The organism is Gemmatimonadota bacterium, assembly GCA_016719105.1.
Lineage (GTDB): Bacteria > Gemmatimonadota > Gemmatimonadetes > Gemmatimonadales > Gemmatimonadaceae > SCN-70-22.
This window is the reverse complement of record JADKAQ010000008.1, coordinates 1-23351: the sequence shown is the minus strand read 5'-3', so window position 1 is coordinate 23351 and position 23351 is coordinate 1. Positions and strand designations below refer to the sequence as shown.

Here is a 23351-nt window from a genome sequence, read left to right as displayed (position 1 = left end):
GGCTGGTGATGCCAACCGGGTGGACCCCCTTGGGAGGGCCACCCGGCGTCCGTACAAACTAACGGCTTCCCCGCCCGTTCGGCTGTTGCCGAGGTCTGTTCACGGGGGCAGAGCTGGGCGCTGACCCCAACTCTGCCCCCAGCTCTGACCCCAGCCGCTGGGCCTACAGCGGCGTGATGGCGTAGTCGATGAGGACCCCGCCCACGAACGAGGTGCTGATCCGCTTTCCGTCGGCGGTATAGCCGCGCTTCATCACCGTCATCGACCCTTCCTTGACCTCGTTGGCCGATGCGGCGGGGCCGAGCAGCGCCTCGACCTCGGTCAGCGTCAGCCCCTTCTTGAGGGCGAGGACGGCCTGGGCGCTCCCGACCGGGATCGCCGCGGCACCCGGGGTGGCAGGCGCGAGGGAGTTCGCCCCCGCGGGAGCGGCGGCCCCCTGTCCCGCCCCCGCGGCCGCGACCGGCATCCCCGCGATGTCGGCGTACGGCGCGAGCGCCTCGGCGACCCCCTGCGGGGTGAGCGCAAAGGGCGGGATCCCGTTCCGGTAGCGGATGTTGAAGCGCGAGCCGCTCTCGGCGCGCTTGACCCGCAGGTTCGCCTCACGCGCCTCGTTGGCCTGCGCGGCTTCGGCCTTGGCCTTCGAGTTCTCGCGCTCGCGCTCGGAGCGGGCGTTGGCCAGCTCCTTCTCCAGCCGCTTTCGCTCGGTAGGGCCCTGGGCGGCCTTGATGCGCGCCTTCAGGTCGCGCTCTTCCTTGGTCTCGCTCTCGGTGGCGGCCGAGACCGAGGAGGAGGAGTTCACGCGGTCGCCGAAGGTCCCCCACCCGCCGCCACCGAGCTGGAACTCGATGTGCGAGTCCTTCTTGACGACGACCTTGGTGATCATGACCTGCTGCCCCGGCTTGAGCGCGGTGCCGAACTCCTTCATCCGGTTGGCCATCTCGCGCCAGTTGACCGGCATCGATTCCTGCGGAAAGACGTCGACGCCCTTGCTCGTGGCGGGCATGTCGACCTTCACGGTGAGGGACTTGCCTTCGAAGGCGGCGCGCAGAGCGGCTTCGTTCTGCGCCAGTGCGCCCTGCGACGGGACGGCCAGCGCCGCCAGCGCGGCGAGCGCCCAGGAATGAACACGCATGGGAGAGTGCCCGAGAGGGGTGAGGAGAAAAAGGTAGCGAAGGCTGGACTGAGGGCCAGAGCGTGGGATCGGTACGACAGGTCCTGTCCAACGCGCTCCCCCCGCTCGACTGCGCGGTCGCCGCGTGCTCGCCGCACGAGCACTGCGCAATCACTGCGCGAGGCGAAAGTACGACGGGTTCGACATGTCGTTGTTGACGCCGATCAGCAGGTACGTCTTGCCATCGTCGTGCAGCTTGAAGGTCCACCCGTACTGGCTCCCCTGCTTGTTCGCGACGTTGTCGGGGCGGTCGTAGTTGTTGGCGGCCACGCAGGTGTCGCGCGCCTTGATGGACCCCGTCGTCGGATAGACCTTGATCACCGCCCCCTCGACCACCGCGCGCCCTTCGTTGTAGATGAAGACCTGCGACTTGCAGCTGTAGGCCCTCGTGGCGATGAGGATCGACTGCGTGTACGTGCCGTTGGGCCTGAACTCGAACAGCACCGCGGTGCCGTAGGCATTGTCGATCCAGGCGCCGGTGTAGGCATCGTGGAAGTTGGTGGGCGAGCTGACGCCGTAGACCCACGTCTCCACGAGTTCGGTGGGGAAGGCGGTGCCGTTGCCCGCGCCGGCGTTGCCGTCGGGGGCCGTGGCGGCGGAGGCATCACCGCCGCACGCTGCCAGCGCGGTGGAGAGGATGAGGGTGGCGGCGGTGAGCTGGCGCCGTGTCGAGTGCAAGGCGAGCATGAAAGGGCTCCGGTGAGGGACGTGGGGCGGCGACGCGCCGCACCGGGAGCCTAAAGGGGGCGGGCAGGCCTCGCGTGAGTCGTTCGACCCACGGCATGTCCTCTGTGTCGGGGTCCCTGCCCAACCACCGCAGGGAGAGCGGAATGGGTAGAATTACCCACGATCCTGGCACCCGGCGGGGGCACCTTCCCTCAGGCGATACCCGAACCGCGTCGAGCCCAGCCATGAAGCGTATCCTCATCGTCGAAGACAACGTCGACCTCGCGAGTGGGTTGAGGCGGAACCTCGAGGTCGAAGGGCACAAGGCGACCGTCGCCGGCACCGCGGCGGCCGCCATCGAGACCGCCATGCGTGAGTCCCCCGACCTCCTCGTCCTCGACCTCGGCCTCCCCGACCGCGACGGCTACTACGTGCTCGAGCAGCTGCGCTCGCGCGGCTGCAGCGCGCCCGTGCTGATCCTGAGTGCGCGCGGGCTGGAGGCCGACAAGGTCAGGGGATTCCGCCTGGGGGCCGATGACTACGTCACCAAGCCGTTCGGGGTGGTCGAGCTCATGGCGCGCATCGGTGCGCACCTGCGGCGCGCCAGCGCCGACGAAGGGCCGGCGACCAATGGCGCGTTAGGCGACGACGCATTGCAGCAGCGATTCGGCCTCACCGACCGGCAGGTCGAGGTGGCGCGTTTGCTGGCGCAGGGATTGTCGAACGCCGAGATCGCCGAGGCACTGGGGTTGAGCACGTACACGGCCCGAAATCATACCGAGGCGGTGCTGCTCAAGCTGGGCGCGTCCACGCGGGCGCGGGTGGGCGCGATCCTGCGTGGGCAGGCATGACGCGCCCTCGCGTCACGTCGTGCGGCGCGCGCGTGCGTCTCCTGCGCGGAGGCGCTGCGTGAGCCGGCGCACGCGATGGCGTGAGCGCGTACGTCCCTCATGGACGCGGGCGATCATCCCCAGCGCCCCCACCGCCCTCTTTGCGCTCTTGCTGCTGGCGATGATGGGCGTGTCGCTCGTGGCCGGGCGCCAGCTGCGACGCAGCCGGGAGAGCCACGTCACCGCGACCGACGAGGCGCTGACCGAGTATGCGATCTTCGCCGCGCGCCTGTTCGGCGAGCGCGTCTTCTCGATGAGCAACTCCGAGCGCACGCGCGCGTCGGCGGCCGTGCTGGCAGCCCCGCCGCGCCCCCCCTCGCTCGTCACGCTCGACGACTTCGCCTCCACCGTCGAGGAGGTGCTCGAGGGAGAAGGGTACGACATGACGGCTGACCCGCTGGCGGGCTACTTCCGCCTGGGGACGCACCGCGGCGCGCGCTTCGAGGCACTCGGCTCGGCGCGCCTTCCCGAGGTGCGCGCGCAGATCGACTCGGTCCTCGCCGACATCGAGCCGCCCAAGCTCAATCGCAACGAGACCGCGCAGCGGCACCGGCTCGTGAATGGCGAACCGGTGACCATCGTCGTCGCGATGCACCGCGACGCCGAGGGGAAGGTCATCACCTGGTTCGGGTACCTGTTCACGCGGCTGCGGCACTGGCAGGTGAGCGCCGACCGGCTCCTCGCGCAGCAGCCGCTGCTGCCTCCGTCGCTCATCGATCCCAGCTGGCGCTACGGTGCCGCGTATTCCACCGATTCGCTCATCGCCATCTCGGCGTTCACCCCGGAGGGGAAGCTGCTGTACCGGTCGCGGCGCGCCTTCGAGTCGGGGATCGAGGGGAAGTTCGAGTACCGCACCGTGGCCGGCGGCGTACGCATCGTGGCCACGCTGCACCCCAACCTCGTGAACACGGTGCGCGAGCGACTGCGCGCCAACCAGCGCAATGTCCTCACCATCTTCTATGAGATGGGAGGCAAGCAACGGCGCGTGGAGATCTCGGTCGAGGACCTGCTCCCGGCCCTCACGGTCCTGCTCGCGCTGGCCGCCGTGTTGCACCTGTGGCGCGAGCGGACATTGGTGAGGGCGCGGCGCGACTTCGTGGCCAGCGTCTCGCACGAGCTGCGCACGCCGCTGGCGCAGATCCGCATGTTCACCGAGACGCTGCAGCTGGGCCGCGAGCGCAACGCCGAGGAGCGCCAGGCGTGGCTCAACATCATCGGGCGAGAGGCGCGCCGGCTGGGCGACTTGGTGGAGAACATCCTCCTCTTCTCGCACATCGACGCCGACCGGGCCAAGCTCGAGCTCGAGCGCACGGACCTGGGGGAGCTGATCGAGGAGGTGGTGGAAGGCTACGTCCCGCTCGCCGAGCAGCGCGGGATGCGCATCCTGGCCGATGCGCCGTCGCGCATCTTCTCGATGGTCGACCCCCGGGCCATGCGTCAGGTGATCGTGAACCTGCTCGACAATGCGCTCAAGTACGGCCCCGCCGGGCAGACGGTGAGCCTGGAACTGGAGCGCATCGGCTCCGTGGCGCGCATCACCGTCAGCGACCAGGGGCCGGGGATTCCGGCCAACGATCGAAAGCGGCTGTGGGAGCCGTTCGTACGCCTGGGAAAGGACGCGGGGACGACCGGGGGGAGCGGGATCGGGCTGGCGGTGGTGCGCGGGCTGGTGGAGAAGCATGGCGCGACGATCACGCTTGACGACGCGCCGGCAGGCGGGGCGCGCTTCATCCTCGAGTTCGAGGTGAGCGAGAGTGCGGCGGGGCTGCCGCTGCGGGCGACGGGGGAGTTCCGCGCGCCGCGGATGGTGAACGGGGTCATGATTTCGGGGGCGGTGCAGGCGGTGCCGAGGCCGGCGGTGGTGCCGCCGTCGACGACATCGGGCGACGACGCGGCCGGCGCGCACGACTCGCAGGCTTCATCGCCGGTCGATGCCGACATGCGCAACCCGTCGCTAGGGAGCTAGCTACTGGCGCCACGGGCGACCGGGCGCCAGACTCCCGTGTCGGCATCGGTGCCGCACTCGACGGCGTACGATGCACGCCTCGTCAGGTCCCCCTCGCTGGACGAGTCGCCGCGAATGATCCTCGCCATTGCCTGCCCGCACTGCGGTCGGCGCCCAGTCCTGACGGCGCGCAACGTGAAATACGCGCGCTCGTTCCTCTGGGGCGACCCGCTCTATAGCGAGATGTACCTGGCGGGATGCCGATGGTGCGTGCGGTGGCGTGTGCAGCGCACCGTGTTGCGCAACGTCTTCGAAGTCCCCGTCTCGATCCTGACGCGTACGCTGGGGCTCCTCAACCTCTTCGCGATCGTCCCGCAGAACCTCTTCGCGGTGGTCTGGCGCGGGTCGCAGGAGCACCAGCTCAAGTGCCTCTCGATCTGGCTCTACGACGAGGGAAAGGAAGTCGACGACGTCGTCATCGGTGAGGACGGGCTCACGGGGAGCGATCGCGCGCTCGTGCTGCGCCTCGCCTACCTCCTGCGCAACGCGGCGGCGGCTGACGGGGAGATCTCCGCCGAGGAAGTGCGCCGCGCGGTCGCGGCGATCGGCAGCTTCACGGAGGGGCGCTGCACGCCAGAGCTGGCCCACGCGCTCCTGACCGAGGGGGTCGACGAGGCACCACCGCTTGTCGGCTTCGACTTCGGGCGGCGCATCGCGCTGCTTCGCGCGGTGCTCGACGTGATGGCGGCGGATGATGAGCTGACGGATGATGAGCGGCACTTCGTTGCAACGGTGGGCGACGACCTCGCCCTCCCACCGGAGTTCGTCGACTGGTCGCTCGAACGGCCACAGCGCCCCGCGGGGGCTGGCCATGCGTCGCCCGATGGCACGCTCGACCCCGACGTGCTCACCCTCGCCTGCCTAACGCTCGACCTCGAGCCGTCGGCGTCGCTGGCGGCAATCAAGGCGCGCTACGCCGAACTCGCGGTGCAATACAATCCGGTGACGGCGGGGTGGAGCGCCAACACCAACGGCGCCGGCGTCGTCCCCTCGGAGCAAGAGGCGCGGCGACTGGAGTGGGCGTACGCGGTGATGCGGAAACGGGCGCTCGAAGCCGAGAAGGCGAAGGGAAAGGCGAAGGGAGCGAAGAACCGTACGACGAACGATCGTGCGGTGAGCACCGCGTCGATCCCGCGTCCCCGCCGTCGTGAGGTCACGGCGCCGGTGCGCGCGGCGCTGAACCCATCCGCGCTCGTCCCCGAAGGACCGGCGGCTGCGCCTTCTGTGCAGTCGGGCGAGATGGCGCCGTCGTGGGAGGTCACGCCGCCAGTAGCAACCGAGACACCCGCCGATGGTATGGCGGCGGCGCGCGATGCGGAGTTCCCCAGCGAGACGCGCGCCACCACACCGCCGGCGTCGGACACAGCCGGCGCCGCCGCGCTCAAACGCCTGATGACGCGGCGCCGGCGTTGGCGGCGTGGCGGACCTATCCTCGTACTGGCCTGGGTCGTAGCCATCGCGCTTGGCCTCCTCGGCGCCTACATCCCAGCGCTCGACATACCGACCGTGCTGGCGATGCTGCTGCTTCCCACCCCCTTCCTCGTTCTCATCATCCTGCTCCGCATCCGGTGGCTCTTCACGCGTCGCCCGCGCCTCGTCCTCCTCCTGCGCCCGTTCAGTGAGCCGACGGTGAACGACGCCCTCGTGCGTCTCGTCCAGCGGCATCTCGGCTTCCTCGGCTTCACGTACACCCTGGCCGACGCCGACGTCGTCGCCAACGAGCTGCAACACCGTGTGCTCGGCGCGATTCCCGGGGTGAACCTCTTCTCCCCGCGCCGCTTCAACGCACGCACACGCGGGGAGCTGATGCAGCTGGCGGCATCGCTGGATGAATCGATGCGCCGCACGTGGGGTTGGCTCTTTTCCAGGCGCCGCCTCTTCGTCGTCCCCGCCAGCGATACCTTCTGGCGCGACGCGGTGCAGCTGCTGATCGAGTCGGCCGACGTGGTCCTGGTCGAAGTGTCCGAGACTGCGCCCGGCGTGGTGTGGGAGTTCGAACAGCTCCGCCGCTCGGCCGCGGGGGCGGGGGTCGTCTTCCTTGCGCGCCCCGATCGCCGGGAGAATGCGCAGCGCTCGGTCGACCACTTCTTCCACCGGCGCGCCGACCAGCTCTTCACCTACGACGAGCGCGGCGTCCTGACCGACGAGCGTGGCTTCCTGCGCGCCGTCGCGCAGGGACTGGCGGCACGCGAGATGTCGGTCGGAGAGAAATGGCGACCGGTGCAGCGGGAGGTCGCCTCATGACCGGAAAATCTCCCCGCAAGGCCGAGTTGGTTGGCGACGAAGGAGACTCGCAGCAGCAAGCGCAGGGGCAAGAGACGAACCCACTGGAGACGACACGGATGCGCAAGGCCTTGGTCATCGGCATCGACCACTACGACAAGCTCAAGCCGCTGCACGGCTGCGTGAACGACGCGCGGGCGGTGAGCGAGGTCCTCGAGGTGCATGGCGACGGCTCTCCCAATTTCGGCGTGTCGCTGCGTACCGCCTCCAGCGCAAACCAAGGGATCACCCGCGGCGATCTCAAGGACCTGATCGAGGAGCTGTTCGCCGACGATTCCGAAATCGCCCTCCTCTACTTCGCCGGTCACGGTCACGTCGAGGCGACCGGTGGCTACCTGTGCGGGAGCGAGACGCGCCGCGGCGACGACGGGCTCGCGCTCGGCGAAGTCCTCACGCTCGCCCTCGCGTCGAAGGCGCAGAACAAGATCATCATCCTCGACTCGTGCCATTCCGGGGTTGCGGGGAATCCCGCCGGGCACACGAGCGCGGAGCTGTCGGACGGAATGACGATCCTCGCCGCGTCGACCGAGACGCAGTACGCCAGCGAGGAGAACGGGAGCGGGATCTTCACCACGCTGCTGGTCGATGCGCTGGCCGGCGCGGCGTCGAACCTGGTGGGCGACGTCACGCCGGGGAGCGTGTACGCGCACGTCGACCAGTCGCTGGGACCGTGGCAGCAGCGCCCCGTCTTCAAGACCAACGTCAAGCGCTTCGTTTCCCTTCGGAGGGTCCTCCCGCCGCTCCCGCTGCAGGAGCTGCGTTTGATCGCCAAGCTCTTTCCCGCGGCCGACTTCGACTTCCGTCTCGACCCCACGTTCGAGCCGGAGCTGCGCGGGCGTCCCGAGGGGGCGCCGCCCCCCGATCCGCGCAACACCGCGACCTTCGCCATCCTGCAGCGCTACAACCGAGTGAACCTGGTCAAGCCGTTCGACGCGCCGCACATGTGGCACGCGGCGATCGAGTCCAAGTCGTGCCGCCTCACGCCGTTGGGGGCCCACTACCGACGCCTGGTGGCGAACAAGAGGATATAGATGCGAGGCGCGCGCGGCGCGCGCGCCGTGGGATGGGAAAGGCGCGCCCTTCCTGCGCCTATCGCGGTTGGGCGGTTGACGCGGAATCCTGACTTGCGTCCTCGGTCCCGCGGGCGTATTTCGCGCGCACGCTGCCCACTCGCGGCGGCGTCCACCTCGAGGACCTCATGACCGTTCGCACCCGTTCGGGATCCCGCGCCGTGCGCGCCCTGACCCGCGCTTTCCGCTCCACGACGCTCGCCGTGCTCGCCCCGGCGACGCTCGTCGCGATCGCCCCGGCACTCTCCGCCCAAGCGCGCCCCGCCGGTCGAGTGGCTGGTGTGCGCGCCGCCGCCGTCCCGCCGGCCCCCACCGGGCCGCTGACCTTCGACTCCACCGTCTTCGGCGCCCTCCGCTGGCGCGAGATGGGCCCCGCCCGCGGCGGGCGCTCGGTGGCGGTCGCCGGCTCGGTGCAGCGCCCCAACGAATACTGGATGGGGACCACCGGTGGCGGCGTCTTCAAGACGGTCGATGGGGGGCAGAACTGGAGCGCCGCCAGCGACAAGTACTTCGGCGGGACGATCGGGGCGGTGGCCGTCGATCCGCAGAATGCCGACATCGTTTGGGTCGGCGGCGGCGAGACCGACATCCGCGGCAACACCGCCGGCGGCGACGGCCTCTGGAAGACGACCGACGGCGGCAAGACGTGGACGATGCTCGGCTTCCGCGAGGAGCACATCGCCACTATCCGCATCCATCCCACCAACAAGGACGTCGCCTGGTTCGCCGTGTTCGGCAACCCGTTCAAGGCGGGCGACACGCGCGGTGTCTACAAGACCACCGATGGCGGCAAGACGTTCAGCAAGGTGCTGTTTGTCAACGACTCGACCGGGGCCATCGACCTGCATCTCGACCCGTCCAATCCCGACGTGATGTACGCGGCCACCTGGCAGGCGTATCGCACCTCGTGGGCGATGTCGTCAGGCGGGACGGGGAGCGCGATCTGGAAGTCGACCGATGGTGGCACGACGTGGACGTCGCTGACGAAGACGGCCAAGGGGCTCCCGACCGGGACGGTCGGCAAGATCGGGTTGACCATCTCGCCCGCCAAGCCGAGCCGGCTGTGGGCGGTCATCGAGCATGATTCGGGGGGCGTCTACCGCTCCGACGATGCCGGCGCGACGTGGAGCTACATCAACCGCGACCGCAAGCTGCGGCAGCGCGCCTGGTACTACTCCAACCTCGTGGCCGACCCCAAGGACACCAACGTCGTCTACGCGCTCAACGTCGGCTTCTACCGCTCCAAGGACGGGGGCAAGACGTTCCGTGAGGGGATCAACGTCCCCCACGGCGACAACCACGACCTGTGGATCGCCCCCAACGATCCGCTGCGCATGGTGGAAGGAAACGACGGTGGTGCCACCGTCAGCACCAACGGCGGGAAGAACTGGACCGACCAGGAGTTCGCCACGGCGCAGATGTACCACGTGGACGTGACCAACGACTATCCGTACCAGATCTGCGGGGCGCAGCAGGACAACTCGACGCTGTGCGCGCCGAGCCGTGGCGAGGGGCGGGTGAACATTGCCGACTGGAAGGACGCCGGCGGCGGCGAGTCGGGCTACGTGACGCCGCACCCCACCAAGCCGGGGATCGTCTTTGCCGGGAGCTACGGCGGGTTGCTGACGCGCAAGGACATGCGCACCGGCTTCACGCGCGATATCACCGTGTATCCCATCAACCCGATGGGCTACTCGTCCAAGGACATCAAGGTCCGCTTCCAGTGGACCTTCCCCATCGTCTTCTCGCGCCACAACGACAAGGTGCTGTACGCGGCCGGCTCGCGCCTCTTCCGCTCCACGGACGAAGGGGAGAGCTGGGCCCCGGTGTCGCCGGAGCTGGCACGCCGCGATCCCAAGACGATGGACGCCTCGGGCGGCCCGATCACCAAGGACCAGACCGGGGTCGAGACCTACGCGCTCATCTTCGCCTTCGACGAGTCCCCCGTTAGGCAGGGGGTGCTCTGGGTCGGCACCGACGACGGGCTGGTGTGGGTGTCGAAGAACAACGGCGTCAGCTGGGAGAACGTGACGCCCAAGGACATCGGCGACTTCACGCGCATCAGCATCATCGAGCCAGGGCACTACGACGCCGGCACCGCCTACGTCGCCGCCAATCGGTACCAGCTGGGCGACAAGTCGCCGATCCTCTACAAGACCGACGACTACGGCAAGACGTGGACGAAGATCGTCAACGGGATCGCCCCCGATCACTTCCTGCGCGTGGTGCGCGAGGATCCGGTCCGCCGCGGCCTGCTCTTCGCCGGCACCGAGCGCGGCGTCTACGTCTCGTTCGACGACGGGCGCAACTGGGCCTCGCTCAAGCGCAACCTCCCGCTCGTTCCGGTGCACGACCTCCGCATCAAGGACGCCGACGTGATCGCGGCGACGCACGGGCGGTCGTTCTGGGTGATGGACAACATCGCCGCGCTGCGGCAGCTCAAGGCCGAGACGCCCAAGCAGGCGGCGCACCTCTTCCAGCCGAGCGATGCGATTCGCTCCGACTTCGGCGGCGGCTTCTTCGCGCAGTTGATGGCGCTCTTTGGCGGTGGCGGTGGCGTGGGGTCCAACCCACCGGGCGGGGCGCACATGCAGTACTACCTCAAGGATGCCAACCAGAAGGTGACGCTCGAGTTCCTCGATGCGGCGGGCAAGTCGATCGCCGGCTTCACCAGCGAGCAGGACCCGGAGACGTCGGCCGATTCGCTGCGCGTGGAAGGGATGAAGGCGGCCGCCATCGACTCCATGGTCACCAAGGCGGGCTTCTCGCGTGATTCGGCCACCAAGGTCGTCACCGCGCGCTTCGCCGACCCGTCGGTGCTGATGCAGAACATCGACATCGAGGAGTTCTTCTCCCGCGCCCCGCGCCCGCCGCGCGTCCCCAACAAGGCGGGGATGAACACCTTCTCGTGGGACATGCGCTATCCCGACGCGGTGCGCTTTGACGGGATGATCATGTGGGCCGCCGGCACCACCGGCCCCGTGGCCCCGCCGGGGGCCTACAGCGTGCGCCTGACGGCAGGGAACGAGACGCAGTCGCGCACGTTCCGGCTCAAGCGCGACCCGCGCAGCGACGCGACCGATGCCGACCTGCAGGCGCAGTTCAAGCTCCTCATGGCGATCCGCGACAAGACCACCGAGGCCAACAACGCCGTGCGCCTCGTGCGCAACATGCGCTCGCAGGTGGAAGACCGCTCGAGCAAGATCACCGGCGCGACGGCGCAGGAGTTCAAGCAGCTGTCGGGCGAGATGATGACCGAGATGTCGGCCGGCGAGCAGGAGGTCTATCAGGTCAAGAACCAGAGCTCGCAGGACCCGCTCAACTACCCCATCAAGCTCAACAACCAGATTGCCTCACTGGCAGGCACCGTGGGGACGGGGGAGTATCGCCCCACGAAGCAGGCGATCGAGGCCTACGAGTCCCTGAGCGCGGAGCTCGACAAGCAGCTGACGGCGATCAACAAGGGGATGAACTCCCGGCTGCCGCGGTTGAACGCGATCCTCAAGGCGGCGGGATTGCCGGAGCTCAAGCCGAGCACGGAGCAGGTGAAGCCGCGGCCGAATACGGTGTCCTAGCAGTTAGGGCAGTTCAGCCTCGCAAAGCGGGACGCGGAGGTTCACGGAGGCTTCTGCGGATGGGCGCGGAGGACGTCGGCGCTACGCAGCCCTCGTCCATGTGCCTCCGTGAAACCGCCATGTCCACCGTATCCCGCTTCGTTGTCGAATGTCCTCGTCTTCCCGTCTTCCGCTACTCGAACATCAGCCGCCGAATCTGCTTGAACGGCAGGTCGCCGTACGCGAGCAGCTGGTCGTTGAATCGCCGGAGCGAATAGTGCACCCCCATGCGGCGTTTGTACTCGTCGCGTAGCTGCAGGATGACCAACTCGCCGATGATCTCGCGCCCGGGGGGCGTGGCGTTCTGGGAGTCGCGCTGCACCTCGAGGAAGGCGTTGGTCGGCTCCATCCCGATGTGATCGATGTAGGCCTTCACCGCCTGCTCGAACGACATCTCACCCTTCGCCATCTTGAGCTTGGTGAGGATGCGCTGCACCCGCCACATGCGCATTTGGCGGCGTGCCATCTTGGTCTTGAGGCGCTCCATGTAGGGGAGGACGTCGTAGTATCCCTCGTCCTCCAGCAACCGCTCCAGGTAGAACGACCACGACTGCGAGAAGTAGCCGCTCTGGAAGAGGCGGCGCATGGGACGGGTCACATGCTGCGCGGCGGCGGCGCGTTGGGCGGTGTGGCCCAGCCACTCATGATACGAGATCACGTGCGTCCAGTACGGGTTGTAGCTGCGGAGGCGGCTCGCCTGCTCCGCCTCGGTGAGCCACGGCTCCAGCGGGGTGAGGACGTAGTATCCGGACAAGCGCCCGGCCACCGTGGGTCCGTACTGCGCCCCCAAACGAGAGCGTGCGACGCGCCATCGGCGTGGTGAGCACGGCGCCGTAGTCGAAGTCGGGGATGGTCGCCACGTGCGCCCCCGCACCGCGCAGCCAGGCGGTGGTCAGGTCAACGTAGCGCTGCGCCATCGGGATCACCCCCTCCCACGGCGGCGCCTCGTCCTTCATCTGTTCCCACACGGTGCGCAGGTCACCCGACGGGTGGATCTCCTTCGCCAACGCCCGCATCTCGGCCGTCAGCTGCACCGCCTCGCGCTCGGCGATGCGCAGCATCTCGTCCACGCCGTAGCCGTCCAGCCGCCTGAACTGCGGTAGAACTCGATGTCGCTCGGCTTCCATGTGGGAGGGCGCGTGGAGCGCGGCAGCAGATCGCGCTCCATCCAGAGGCGGAACTCCTCGGTGGCGCGCGATGCCTCCTGCGCCGCTCCGATGAGGTCGCGCTTGAGCGCCGGGTCATCCACGGCCGCCCGCGGAACGTACTCGTCGAGGAGGAGGCGGGCGTAGCGCGCCTGCGCGATCGCGTTCTCGGTCCACGTTCGCGCCGGCACCTTCAGGTTGGCGCGCGCATGCGCGAGCACCGCGGGAAACTGGCGCAGTTCCGCGAGCGCGTCCAACACCCCGGCGTCACTGATGGCCCCCGGACGCAGGAAGAGACGGTCGGTGGCGCCCAGGGCGAGATAACTCGCCGGGACGACTTCGTGCACCCTGAGCGAGTCGATCTCGAAGGCGCGGGTGCGCAGGTAAGCGTCGAGCAGGTCGTAGTCGACCTGATCGTCGCGCCCTAACGAGCCGCGGTCCAGCGCGCGCAGGCGCGTGAGCAGGTCGCGATAGGCGGCACTCGCAGCGGCGTACTCGCGCGCCGATCGGGTGGTGACCCGAACGCCGGCCGCGTCGGATACCAGGGCGGCGAGGCGCGGCGGCGCCGGAGGGGCCTGCGCGCCGCCACGCACGTGAGGGGCGGCGAGGGCCAGGAGGGCGGAGAGAAGGCGAAGGCGCATACCAAGCGGGAGTGAGCGTCGCGCCAGAGCGTCGAGAAACGTGAGGGAACCAGACGTCGGCATGGGACCCGCATGGAGGCATGCGCCGCGCATCGGTGCGTCGCCGCTGGCTTCGGTCGGGGGCTCGCCGAAGATGTCTCGGCGCTGGCACCCCGGCCAGTTGCCGCGCGTGGTGAAGCGCTGCTTGCCCGGGCCATCGAGATCGAAGGCGAGGTGCCCGTCCTGCACGCCCCGCGTCGAACTGGCTTCCATGCCAAGTGGCTCGACGGGCGTATCGACGATCCCGGCGCCGGGTCGAACGGGACCACCTTGAACCGTGGCGTCTGGCCGGTCGACGCGTCCTTCACGGAGGGATGGATCGACACCCTTGGGGCCTGCCCGCCGTCCGGACGCGAGCATCGCAGGCAGATGACACTAACATCAACTGAGAGCGATTCGCTCTTTCTCGACTTCCAGGAAGGGCTCGCCGGTCGTTACTCGATCGACCGCGAGCTCGGGCGCGGCGGGATGGGGATCGTCTACCTCGCCCGCGAGGTCCACCTTGACCGCCTGGTGGCGATTAAGCTCCTCCCCCAGCGCTCGCTGCCCGCGCGGGAGCTACGCGACCGCTTCCTGCGAGAGGCACGACTCGCCGCCAAGCTCACGCACCCCAACATCATCCCCATCCATGCGGTGGAGGAATCCGGAGCGTTCGTCTTCTACGTGATGGCGTTCGTGGAGGAGAAACCCTGGCTGAGCGTGTGCGCACGCGCGGACCGGTGTCCAGCGCGGGAGGCGGTACGGATCCTCCGCGAAGCAGCTTGGGCTCTCGCCTTCGCCCATGCGCAAGGCTTCGTGCACCGCGACATCAAGCCCGACAACATCCTCATCGAGTCGGCCACGGGACGTGCCCTCGTGGCGGACTTCGGGATCGCCGCCGCGATCGGCGACGCCATCGACGAGCGGATTGTTGGGACACCGGAGTTCATGAGCCCGGAACAGGTCCTCGGCGGCCCCCTCGATGCGCGAAGCGACCTCTATGCCCTGGGGGCCACCGCGTTCTTCGCCCTCTCGGGAAGGCTCCCGTTCGAGGGGGCGAATCCCACCGAGGTCCTCGCGCGGCAGGTGAGCCAACCCCCACGCCCGCTGGCATCCCTGGGGGTCGCCGTGCCCCGCAAGCTCGCGGCGCTGGTGGATCGTTGCCTCGCCAAGGATCCAGCGCTGCGCCCGTCGAGTGCGCAGGCTCTGGGGGAACAGTTGAACGTCGCCATCGAGCCACGACGCGAACTCCCGGTCGCGTTGCGTGCCTTTGTGCGCCGACAGGCCCGACTGGACGGTGGCGGAACCCTCGTGACCGGGGCCCTGCTCCTGCCGGCGTCGGTATACGCGTCGGCGACGCTCGGCGGGTCCTGGGGGGTCTGGACACTCGTCGCGGGTGCGATGCTCCTCCCCATTACCTACCTCTCAGCAGCAGCGCGGCGACTCGCGAAACTCGGCTTTGCGCACCAGGATCTCCAACCCGCCTTTGCCGCCGAGCTGGAGCGTTCACGCGAGGAGCTGCAGATCGCGAATGCCGGTGCACGGGCGACACCCGCGGAGCGACTGCTCGCCGGCGTGGCGTCTGTCGCGGCCCTCACATTCGCCCTCGCGTGGGCTCCGCCGCTCCTCGGCGGCGGGGTGGGCGCGACAGCGATGGGACATACCATCTTCCTCAGCTTCGCCACGAGCGTCCTGGCGGGGCTGGGTTGGCTTGCCCTTGTGCAGCGCCGCCGCGATGTGGACACGGCTTTCTGGTCCAAGGTGTGGACGGGGCCAGTGGGAAAGGCACTCTTCGGTCTGGGTCGTCGGACACTGGGACGAGCCGCGCCGGCCAACGCGGTGACGCATCGGGCGACCGAGCTGTCGCTCGGCCTGGCCGGAGGCGAACTCTTTGAGAGTCTCCCCAGGGCGACACGGGACGCCCTGGGTGATGTGCCACGTGTGTTGCAGCGTCTGCAGGAGGATGCTCAGGCGCTGCGAACGAAGCACAACGCAGTCGCCCGAGTGCTGGATGAAGCCGGCGAGGCAGCGGCTGGCCAAGGCTACGCGGAGGTCAGGGCCCACCGGGACGCCTTGCACGCGCGGCTCGGCGACGTCGTGAGCGCGATGGAAACGATCCGCCTGCAGTTGCTGCGGCGGCCCCGCCGGGCCGTCACCACCCAGCGGTGACGACCCATATCGGGACCCGAGCTCGGGGTTGGGGTCGGGGGTGGGCGCGCTGTCGCCTCATCGCCGCTCATGGCGAGGTTGAGCACTCGCTTGCTGGGCGCCGACTACCGTCGCTTCCGCGCCCGTCGGCGCTCACGACCACCCCCAGCGGGGCCCGGGGGTGGTAACCGCGTAGTGGCGGCCTGCGGGGCCGGGGGGGTGCCTCCCCTCCCCGCCTTGGCCGTCGCGGCGCAGGCGAGCAGTCGGGGTGCGGTGTCATGGTCGTCGTCGGCAATTTCAACAACCAGATTGCCTCACTGGCCGGCACCGTGGGGACGGGGGAGTATCGCCCCACGAAGCAGGCGATCGAGGCCTACGAGTCCCTGAGCGCGGAGCTCGACAAGCAGCTGACGGCGATCAACAAGGGGATGAACTCCCGGCTGCCGCGGCTGAATGCGATCCTGAAGGCGGCGGGGTTGCCGGAGCTCAAGCCGAGCACGGAGCAGGTGAAGCCGCGGCCGAATACGGTCTCGTAGGGGGAGGAAGACGGGAAGACGGGAAGACGGGAAGACGGGAAGACGGGAAGACGAGGAAGTTCAACAGCCAAGCGAGACACGGAGGCTCACAGAGGATTCACGGAGATTCACGGAGGACGTCGGCGCTATCGCGACCTTCCTCCGTGAGCCTCCGTGTCCTGCTTTTGTAGCGTTGGTATCTCGTCTTCCCGTCTTCCCGTCTTCCGCCCTACCGCAGCCTCAGCCCCAGCAACGGCACCCGCACCTCGTTAGGCCCGCCCGGCACCGGCGTCGACCCGCTGGCTTCGCCACCATGCTTGATGGCGTAGACCGCGGCGCCGATTGCCAGCGTGCTGAGGACCGCCGTGGCCCACGTGGTGCGCCGACGGTCGAGACGGCGAACCTCGGTGGTGCGCAGCTCGCTCCGCAGCAGCGGGAGCGGCTGGTAGAAGGCCACGGGGCGAACGGTCGCGTCGGTCGTGCGGCTGGTCTGCACCGAGAGCACGACGCTGTCGGCGTTCACGCGCGCCACGTTGCCGCTCAGCGAGAAGTCCTCGAGGAAGCGCGCCTCGTTGTTCCCCCCGTTGCGCAGCCGGTCGACCGCGACGGCGGTGAGCTGCACACGCACCGGCATCTCCGGCTTGAGCTCGGAGAGGGTGACCGGCTGGTAGCTGTAACACCCGGTCGAGAGCACGGCGCCGAGGGCCAAGGCGAGAGCGGCGGCGGGGCGCGACGGGCGGAAAGAGATCCCGGGGCGAATGGATCGCGAGCGCGAGGTGGGCATGGGTCGGGGCGAGGCGGGAACCGGGGCGCCGGCGGGTACCGCCCCGCCGAGCCCCGGATGCGACGAAGATGGCGACCGCGACCCATCGCTGCCATCCCCGCGGGACGGGGCGAAGGCTCGGGCGGGGGGCCGCTGAGCAGAAGGACACCCGAGTGCCGTGGGGCCCCCCCGCACCGACGGCGCCGACGCCGCCAGTCGACGGCGCGCGACGCCGCCAGTCGGCGGCGCTACTTGGCCCCGACCTCGAGCAACTGCCGCGTGTGGTGGGCCGTGTGCACGGTGATGAAGCGAATCGCCCGCGGGAGCTCGATCCGGCCGAAAATGTGGTGCGTGATCCCGGCGCTCCCCTCGCCCCAGCGGCGCGCGATCGACCCCTCGGCGCTAGAAGCCGCGACCTGTAGAGCCTGCAGCAATGGTGCGCGCTGGAACGGACCGTCGCCGGGGCGAATCTCCGATGAGGCGCGCGCGCCGGCGGGAAGCCTACCGGTGGCCAGGATGCGCGGGAGGATGCGCATGCGCAGGAGCTGCCGCACCAACCACGGAGTTCGGATGCGGAGCCCGCTCCCCCCCGCCAGTTCGTTCTGGACGACCGTGTACGTCAGGCGTACGTGCTCGGCCACCTGCGCCGGTGACCACTTGTCCCGCGCCATCGGGCGGTCCCACGCGTCATCGGGGACGGCGCGCGCTGCGACGAGAAAGGACTCGACGGCGGCGGCGTGGGCCTTGATGGCGGCGTCGCGCTGGGCGGTGTCGGTCATGTGGAAGCGAGGGGCGTGGATGTGGGAGACGAGGCGAACGGTAGCCCCGCGCATCGTGGCAGGCCAGCGCAGTCGGCCGCGGAGCGAGGAGAGTCCTCGGCACGAGACCACGCTGGCGGCAGGTGACGGGGCGACCGCCGCCCGCGCGTACTCCTCGAAGTCCAGACGATCCCCAGACAGCTCGGCACTATCGTATCGGGTTCGCGGATCCGACGGATGTCCCCTGCCAGCCTCGCGTATCGTGATGCCGCATCTCCGCCTCTCCACGGTTTGGTCCGATCGTCGTGTTGTCGCTAACGGCGTCGTGCGTGCCGCGCTCCCGGCGCTGGTCGTGGCGATCTTGGCGTGCGGAGATGGTGCGGCGCCTCCCCAATCGCCTGGCGGGGTGGCCGACATCACGATCGTCCCGGCTTCGGCCCTGCTCACCGTGGGCGAGACACGGCAGTTCACCGCCACACCGCGAACCGCGACCGGCGACACGACGGCGTCGGTGGGCATCACCTGGAGTTCGAGCGCGCCGAACGTGGCCAGCGTCTCGGCCGTCGGGCGCGTGACGGCGACCGCGGTCGGCGAAGCCACCATCGTCGCCTCCGCGGGGGGCATATCGCGCGGAAGCCGCCTGCGGGTCGAGCCGCCGCAGGTGGTCGACCTCGTCATCGCCCCCGATTCGGCGGTCATCGAGGCGGGCGATTCGCGCCGCTTCGTCGCGACGCCGCGTTTTGCGCCCGGTGCCACCGAAGTCCCCATCACGTCAACGTGGCAGTCGTCGGCTCCCGCCGTCGCGGCCGTCTCTTCCACAGGGCTCGTGAGCGCGGTGAGCGCGGGAGTGGCGCTCATCAGCGCGGCTTACGGCGACGTCCGGAGCACGCGCGCGATGCGGGTGGTGCCGCCGATCATCGAGCAACTCGCGCTGTGCTGGCCGATGCTGCAACGCGGGCTGTCGACGCCGACCGCGACCAGCTGCAGCGATTCGCTCACGCTCCCGCCGGCGTGGAACGCGCCCGTCATGCTGGCGTCTCCTGCCAAGCCGTGGGCCGAGATTTCTCCCACCGCCGTACGCTTCGAGGTCGCCGATCCGACCGTCGTCACCTTCGTTGCGGTCGATTCACTCGACTACCTGCCGAAGGGGTGGGTCGCGCGTGCACTGCGCCCCGGAACGACCACGTATACCGCAACCGTCGGCACGGTGAGCCTGCGGGGTCGCCTGACCGTGCGTCCGCTCCCGGCACGGCTGACCGTCGCGTCGTCCGACTGGGTTGGGGGAGGGAGCCCGCGGATCGAATCGTGGGGGATGGATGGCACCCCCGATCGGCTCCTGGTCCCCGGCGGTCCCCTGATCGACACTCAGTCGAGCCTCCTACGCATGAACGCGGGGCTCGAGTGGTCCCCCGATGGGAGCATGTTGCTCTTTTCGAGCGGCGCGCGGCATGTCTCGCTCCTGTCGGCTCGCGGCGGCATGCCGCGCCGATTCGAGCTGCAGGAGGAGATCCTCTCGCCGTCGTGGGATCGCGATGGAACGATCGTCTACTCGAACACGGGAGGGGCGGTGCGACGCATGCAGAAGGACGGCCTCCCCGCCAACTACGCGAACCCCAATGTCACCGAGCCGGCGTACTTCGTTCGTACCGCGTCGAACGAGCGATTCACCTTCGGGTGCGAGATGGAGAATCCGTTCTATCCGTACTCCGAGAACTTCATCTGTGTGCAGGACTCCACACGCCGAGTGAAGATCGACTACGGGATGAACCCCGATTGGGCGCCGGACGAATCCGCGATCGCCTTCGTGTCGGGGAGTGTGACCATCGTCGACATGCGGACGTACGCGGGGCGCGAGCTGCACCTTCCCATGCTGCAACGACCGGCCTTCGCAGCCCGCTGGTCGCGGGATGGCGGATCGCTGGCGATCGTCACGTGGGCGGGCGCGCTCTGGGTGGTGAACGGGGATGGCTCTCCGCCGATGTACCGAACCGCCACGGGAGGGGGGCGGCCGTTGGCGGTCGCGTGGGAACCGTGATCGGCCTGGACGCGGCTGCGACTGACGCCTCGTGAGGGAGTGACACCTCGGCCTCCACTCGCGCGTAAGGAGCCCCTGACGGCACGAACCGCGCGACCGGGAATCCGGAGGCGCTCACCCGCGTTCCGACGTTGTCCCCTCGAGCGTTCATGCGACGTTTGCTCCCCCTGGTCGGCGTCCTCGCCTCGACCGTCATCTTCGCCGTCGCGGCCGCGCGCTACCCCGGAGGATACGACTGGATCAACCAGTCGATCTCCAGCCTCTTCCAACCGGAGACACTGCGAGGCGCGCCGAACACCGCGCGACCACTCGCGGCGCTGGCCGTCGTCATCTTCGCCGCGAGCATGGCGGTCGTCTTCCACACGATCTCGACGCGCGGCCCCACGCGATTCCACAGCAAGACCATCAGGATCGCCGGCATCAATGCGATGGTCTACACGGCGCTCGTGGTGACGCCGATGCACGATGTCCTCGTCGCGCTCGCCCTGATCTTCTTCGTGACGACGATGGTCACCATCTTCCATCGGCTCTACGTGGAGCGGCGCGTCGGCATGCTGGGGGCGGGCGTCGTGTGCCTGGGGATGACGCTGACCAACGCCACCATGTACTACGGCGACCTGTTCTACGGATTCCTCCCCATCGTGCAGAAGCTCGCGCACGCGGCGTGGGTCGTGTGGCTGTTCGGGCTCTATCTCGGCGACTCGCGGGCCGTCGATGGTGCCGGCGAGGCGCAACCGGCGTTGGCGGCGGCCGTCGACGGACGGCGTCGTTAGGGGGACACGCCTAACGGCTGGCGGGTGCCGGCCACCGACGAATGGCGTGATGCGCCGCCCTTTCACCTGGTGGTGCGCCCGCTGGCGCGTCACGCCGGTGGGCGAGCGAGATCGAAGCGTGGGAGGTCCACAGGCTTTGCGATTCCCAAGGGTGCTCCCCGTCGCAGGCGTCGTGCCCTCGCCCCGGGCCTCGTGCTCGGCGTGACCACCCGCAGTATCTTGCACGCCGCGCCCCGAGACGCCACGAGCCCACGCATGACCCCAGACCAGATTCTCCGAGAACTGCGCGACCAGACCTACGTCATGCTGCGCCCCTCGCCCATCGAGGGGATCGGCGTCTTCGCCATCCGCGACATCCCCAAGGGGTGCCGCGACATGTTCTCCCCGCCTGGTGCACCTGACGAGTACCTCGCCGTCCCCCGCGCCGAGATCGACGCGCTCCCCGCGCATGCGCGAAGCGCCTGGTCGAGACCTATTGCCTCTTCGACACTGACTGGTACTGGCTCCCCCGCGATGGCTTCAAGCGAATGGACCTCTCCCACTTCCTGAATCACTCGGACACGCCGAACGTCGCGTCGATCGAGGAGGGGAAGTGGTTCGAGGCGTTGCGCGACATCGCCGCTGGTGAGGAGCTGACGGTGGACTACGGCGAGCTGGTGGACGACGAGACCGCGACTTGAATGACGACCATTCCGTCTCCCTCCACGCCGTCCCACCCTGCCCGCCGCTACGTCGTCGCCATCGCCACGCTGCTCTTCATCGGCGCGGTCGCCATCGCGACGTCGTCTGTGGTCGGATGGCTCTCGGCGACCGGGCGCCTGATCCCGGGCGCCGCGCCGCTGGGCGTCGGACTCGTGCTTGCCCTCGCCTGGCTCAGTCCCAGATGGCAGGCCGGCGGATGGGCCTTCCTCACCGTCTGGCTCCTCCCGCTGGTCTATGCGGTCACGAAACAACCGATTGAGTACATCGCGCTCGCCGTCGTCCTCGGCGGGACGCTGCTCGCCCTGTGGCGCTCACCGTGGTTCCTGGTGGGCGTCTGGTTCTTTCATCCGGCGTGGGACCTGATTCCGCGCACGCTCCCCGCGCAGATGCACGACCTCCCCGTCGCCTGCATCATCTACGACCTCATCGTCGCCTGCTACCTGGCGTGGGCGGTGTCGCGGGGGCGCATCGTGGCACTCGGGCGCCGATAGGCGGAGACGTCCGACTCGTGCAAGGACGCTGTCGCCACGAGTCGCCTGCGTCCGTTGCCACCAGCGCTACGGAAACCGACAGCGCGAGCCCCCCGCCACGTCGACGAACACGTTGCCGAACGCAGGATCCGTGTAGTCTTCTCCCCACGGCAGCGTCGAGAAGAGGAGGATCCCGCAGGTGGGCGAGCGGCGGATCGTGACGTGCCGCAGCGCTCCCCCGAGGTCATCGTGCAGGCGCACGGCCCCCCCGACTCCGCTATCGGCCAGCCCTGCATCGTCAATCTCCACGTACTCGAGCCGCGTCGGGAGCGTGGCTGATGCCGAGAACTCCACGCCGATCCAGGTCCTGCCACTCGCCCCGGGATGGCCGTGAGACGCACCGGGTTCGACGCGGTCCCCAGCGCGCAAGGCGCCGTTGTTCACCACCACGCGCTCGTCTGCCCCGACATACAGTCTTACGCCCTGGGCGAGCGTGAGCACGGGCGCATGTGCGAGGTCGCCCAGCGTCAGCCCCAGGCGCGCGCGAAAGGGGATCCCCACGTCGCGCCAGCTTGCCGTCTCGTAGAGCTCGCGTTGCGACAGCTCGACCACGTCGGTCGCATTGCCTGTGTAGGTGCCGGCGGGGATCGAGGCCGCGGCGTCGGGCGCGACGCGCCACGGGAGGCGCCCCGATTGGGTAATGGTCACCCGTCGCGAGCCCGCGCCGATGCGTCCGCGCGCCACCAGCTGCACGGCCACGTCCGCCGCCCGGCGAATCGTGACGCTATCAAGGAACACGCGCGTCGGTAGGACGCCCGACGCCTCGACGAGCAGGCAGGTGATGCAACCATCGAGCGTGACGTTGCCGAACGTACTCGAATCGCCCCCGCCGTTCACCGCGATGCCGAGCCATCGCGCGCTGCCCGATGACGGCTCGATGACCACCGGCGCCCCGCTCGTGCTCCCGACGTGCAGTTGTCCGCGCCCGTTGCTGCCGACGATGAGGGCGGCGACCGAATCCATGCGAAGGCGCGCGCCGGCGGCGATCGTCAGTGCGGGGGCGCGCGCGCCGTGCACGAACACCGGCGCGGTCAAGCGCCACGGCAATCCCGCATCGCCCCACGTGGCCGAGTCCGCGACGATGCCACTCACGATGCGCAGCTCCTGCACCGCGTTCCGCGATACGTCACCCCGGTTGGCAGCCGACCCACCACATCGGGCGGGCGCTGAGCGGGAAGGACCCCCCGTTCTCGATTGTCAGGTTGCGAGAGCCGGGGGCGAAGGTGACGTAGCGGCCGAGCACGAGACCGACGCCGCGCGCTCCGGTGATCGTGAGCCCGTCGACCAGGAGCTCCAGGCCCCTCGTTGAAGGAGTTGGGGACCGCGACAATGCAGTCGCGCGGTCCTCGTTGAGGAGCTGCTCCCACCGCACCCCTCGACTTGCAGCTGGCGAAGCTCGGCGCGCGCCGCCCCTCGAGGATCACCCCGATCCATGTCCCGGTTCCCGGGGAATCGCCCACGAAGCGCACCGGGGCCCTCCGCCGGAATCACCAGCGCGCTGCGTTTGCCGCTCGCGTCGAGCGTGTCCGACACCGCCAGCAGGCTCCCGGGCGGAACCGCACTTCCGCCCCCGGCTCGATCGTGAGCACCGGATGCCGCGGCCCCCACGCGCAGCTCTCCGTAC

The 23351-nt window shown here is 69.2% G+C and carries 19 protein-coding genes; 12 read left to right on the top strand and 7 right to left on the bottom strand.

Translation table 11 applies throughout. The features are described from left to right. Positions 1-163: 163 nt before the first annotated feature. Both IPN47_10665 and IPN47_10660 read right to left on the bottom strand, forming a co-directional pair. Entirely contained in the window at positions 164-1132 is a 969-nt protein-coding gene (locus IPN47_10665) for a hypothetical protein (GenBank protein ID MBK9408486.1), read from the bottom strand. Positions 1133-1282: 150 nt separating this feature from the next. Beyond that, on the bottom strand, positions 1283-1858 hold the full coding sequence (locus IPN47_10660; GenBank protein ID MBK9408485.1) for a hypothetical protein: 576 nt from the start codon (positions 1856-1858) through the stop codon (positions 1283-1285). Positions 1859-2082: 224 nt separating this feature from the next. Here IPN47_10660 and IPN47_10655 point away from each other — a divergent pair, with 224 nt between their 5' ends. The 5 genes from IPN47_10655 to IPN47_10635 all read left to right on the top strand — a co-directional run bounded on the left by IPN47_10655 (position 2083) and on the right by IPN47_10635 (position 11660). Further along, complete coding sequence (locus IPN47_10655) at positions 2083-2688, top strand: response regulator (protein MBK9408484.1); 606 nt, start codon at positions 2083-2085, stop codon at positions 2686-2688. Between the two features lie 58 nt (positions 2689-2746). Next, positions 2747-4693, top strand: coding sequence for a HAMP domain-containing histidine kinase (locus IPN47_10650; protein ID MBK9408483.1), 1947 nt, complete (start codon positions 2747-2749; stop codon positions 4691-4693). A gap of 114 nt (positions 4694-4807) precedes the next feature. Beyond that, positions 4808-6976, top strand: coding sequence for a hypothetical protein (locus IPN47_10645; protein MBK9408482.1), 2169 nt, complete (start codon positions 4808-4810; stop codon positions 6974-6976). A gap of 98 nt (positions 6977-7074) precedes the next feature. Beyond that, on the top strand, positions 7075-8046 hold the full coding sequence (locus IPN47_10640) for a caspase family protein (protein MBK9408481.1): 972 nt from the start codon (positions 7075-7077) through the stop codon (positions 8044-8046). A gap of 167 nt (positions 8047-8213) precedes the next feature. Beyond that, positions 8214-11660 (top strand): glycosyl hydrolase, encoded by a 3447-nt coding sequence (locus IPN47_10635; protein ID MBK9408480.1) that lies wholly within the window; start codon positions 8214-8216, stop codon positions 11658-11660. Positions 11661-11832: 172 nt separating this feature from the next. On the opposite strand, the gene IPN47_10630 is transcribed toward IPN47_10635, so the two are convergent. Then, entirely contained in the window at positions 11833-12489 is a 657-nt protein-coding gene (locus tag IPN47_10630; protein MBK9408479.1) for a DUF885 family protein, read from the bottom strand. Positions 12490-12723: 234 nt separating this feature from the next. Then, positions 12724-13737 (bottom strand): DUF885 family protein, encoded by a 1014-nt coding sequence (locus tag IPN47_10625; protein ID MBK9408478.1) that lies wholly within the window; start codon positions 13735-13737, stop codon positions 12724-12726. 156 nt (positions 13738-13893) lie between these two features. On the opposite strand from IPN47_10625, the gene IPN47_10620 reads away from it, so the two are divergent. Together IPN47_10620 and IPN47_10615 are read left to right on the top strand one after the other, a co-directional pair. Beyond that, complete coding sequence (locus IPN47_10620; GenBank protein MBK9408477.1) at positions 13894-15672, top strand: serine/threonine protein kinase; 1779 nt, start codon at positions 13894-13896, stop codon at positions 15670-15672. Between the two features lie 257 nt (positions 15673-15929). Beyond that, positions 15930-16187, top strand: coding sequence for a hypothetical protein (locus tag IPN47_10615; GenBank protein MBK9408476.1), 258 nt, complete (start codon positions 15930-15932; stop codon positions 16185-16187). Between the two features lie 208 nt (positions 16188-16395). On the opposite strand, the gene IPN47_10610 is transcribed toward IPN47_10615, so the two are convergent. Together IPN47_10610 and IPN47_10605 are read right to left on the bottom strand one after the other, a co-directional pair. Continuing rightward, positions 16396-16950, bottom strand: coding sequence for a hypothetical protein (locus IPN47_10610; protein ID MBK9408475.1), 555 nt, complete (start codon positions 16948-16950; stop codon positions 16396-16398). Positions 16951-17177: 227 nt separating this feature from the next. Then, positions 17178-17708: a DinB family protein gene (locus tag IPN47_10605; GenBank protein ID MBK9408474.1), complete on the bottom strand. Its 531-nt coding sequence runs from the start codon at positions 17706-17708 to the stop codon at positions 17178-17180. Between the two features lie 304 nt (positions 17709-18012). On the opposite strand from IPN47_10605, the gene IPN47_10600 reads away from it, so the two are divergent. From IPN47_10600 to IPN47_10580, 5 genes are all read left to right on the top strand, one after another. Beyond that, positions 18013-19722, top strand: coding sequence for an Ig-like domain-containing protein (locus IPN47_10600; GenBank protein ID MBK9408473.1), 1710 nt, complete (start codon positions 18013-18015; stop codon positions 19720-19722). Between the two features lie 149 nt (positions 19723-19871). Further along, entirely contained in the window at positions 19872-20495 is a 624-nt protein-coding gene (locus IPN47_10595) for a hypothetical protein (protein ID MBK9408472.1), read from the top strand. A gap of 255 nt (positions 20496-20750) precedes the next feature. Next, on the top strand, positions 20751-21044 hold the full coding sequence (locus IPN47_10590; protein MBK9408471.1) for a hypothetical protein: 294 nt from the start codon (positions 20751-20753) through the stop codon (positions 21042-21044). Further along, positions 20957-21175 (top strand): SET domain-containing protein-lysine N-methyltransferase, encoded by a 219-nt coding sequence (locus IPN47_10585; GenBank protein ID MBK9408470.1) that lies wholly within the window; start codon positions 20957-20959, stop codon positions 21173-21175. The genes IPN47_10590 and IPN47_10585 overlap by 88 nt, the downstream gene beginning before the upstream one ends. Beyond that, positions 21176-21688 (top strand): hypothetical protein, encoded by a 513-nt coding sequence (locus IPN47_10580; protein MBK9408469.1) that lies wholly within the window; start codon positions 21176-21178, stop codon positions 21686-21688. 66 nt (positions 21689-21754) lie between these two features. On the opposite strand, the gene IPN47_10575 is transcribed toward IPN47_10580, so the two are convergent. Then, a complete protein-coding gene (locus IPN47_10575; protein ID MBK9408468.1) occupies positions 21755-22819 on the bottom strand; it encodes a hypothetical protein in 1065 nt (354 codons plus the stop codon). Positions 22820-23351 lie beyond the last annotated feature (532 nt).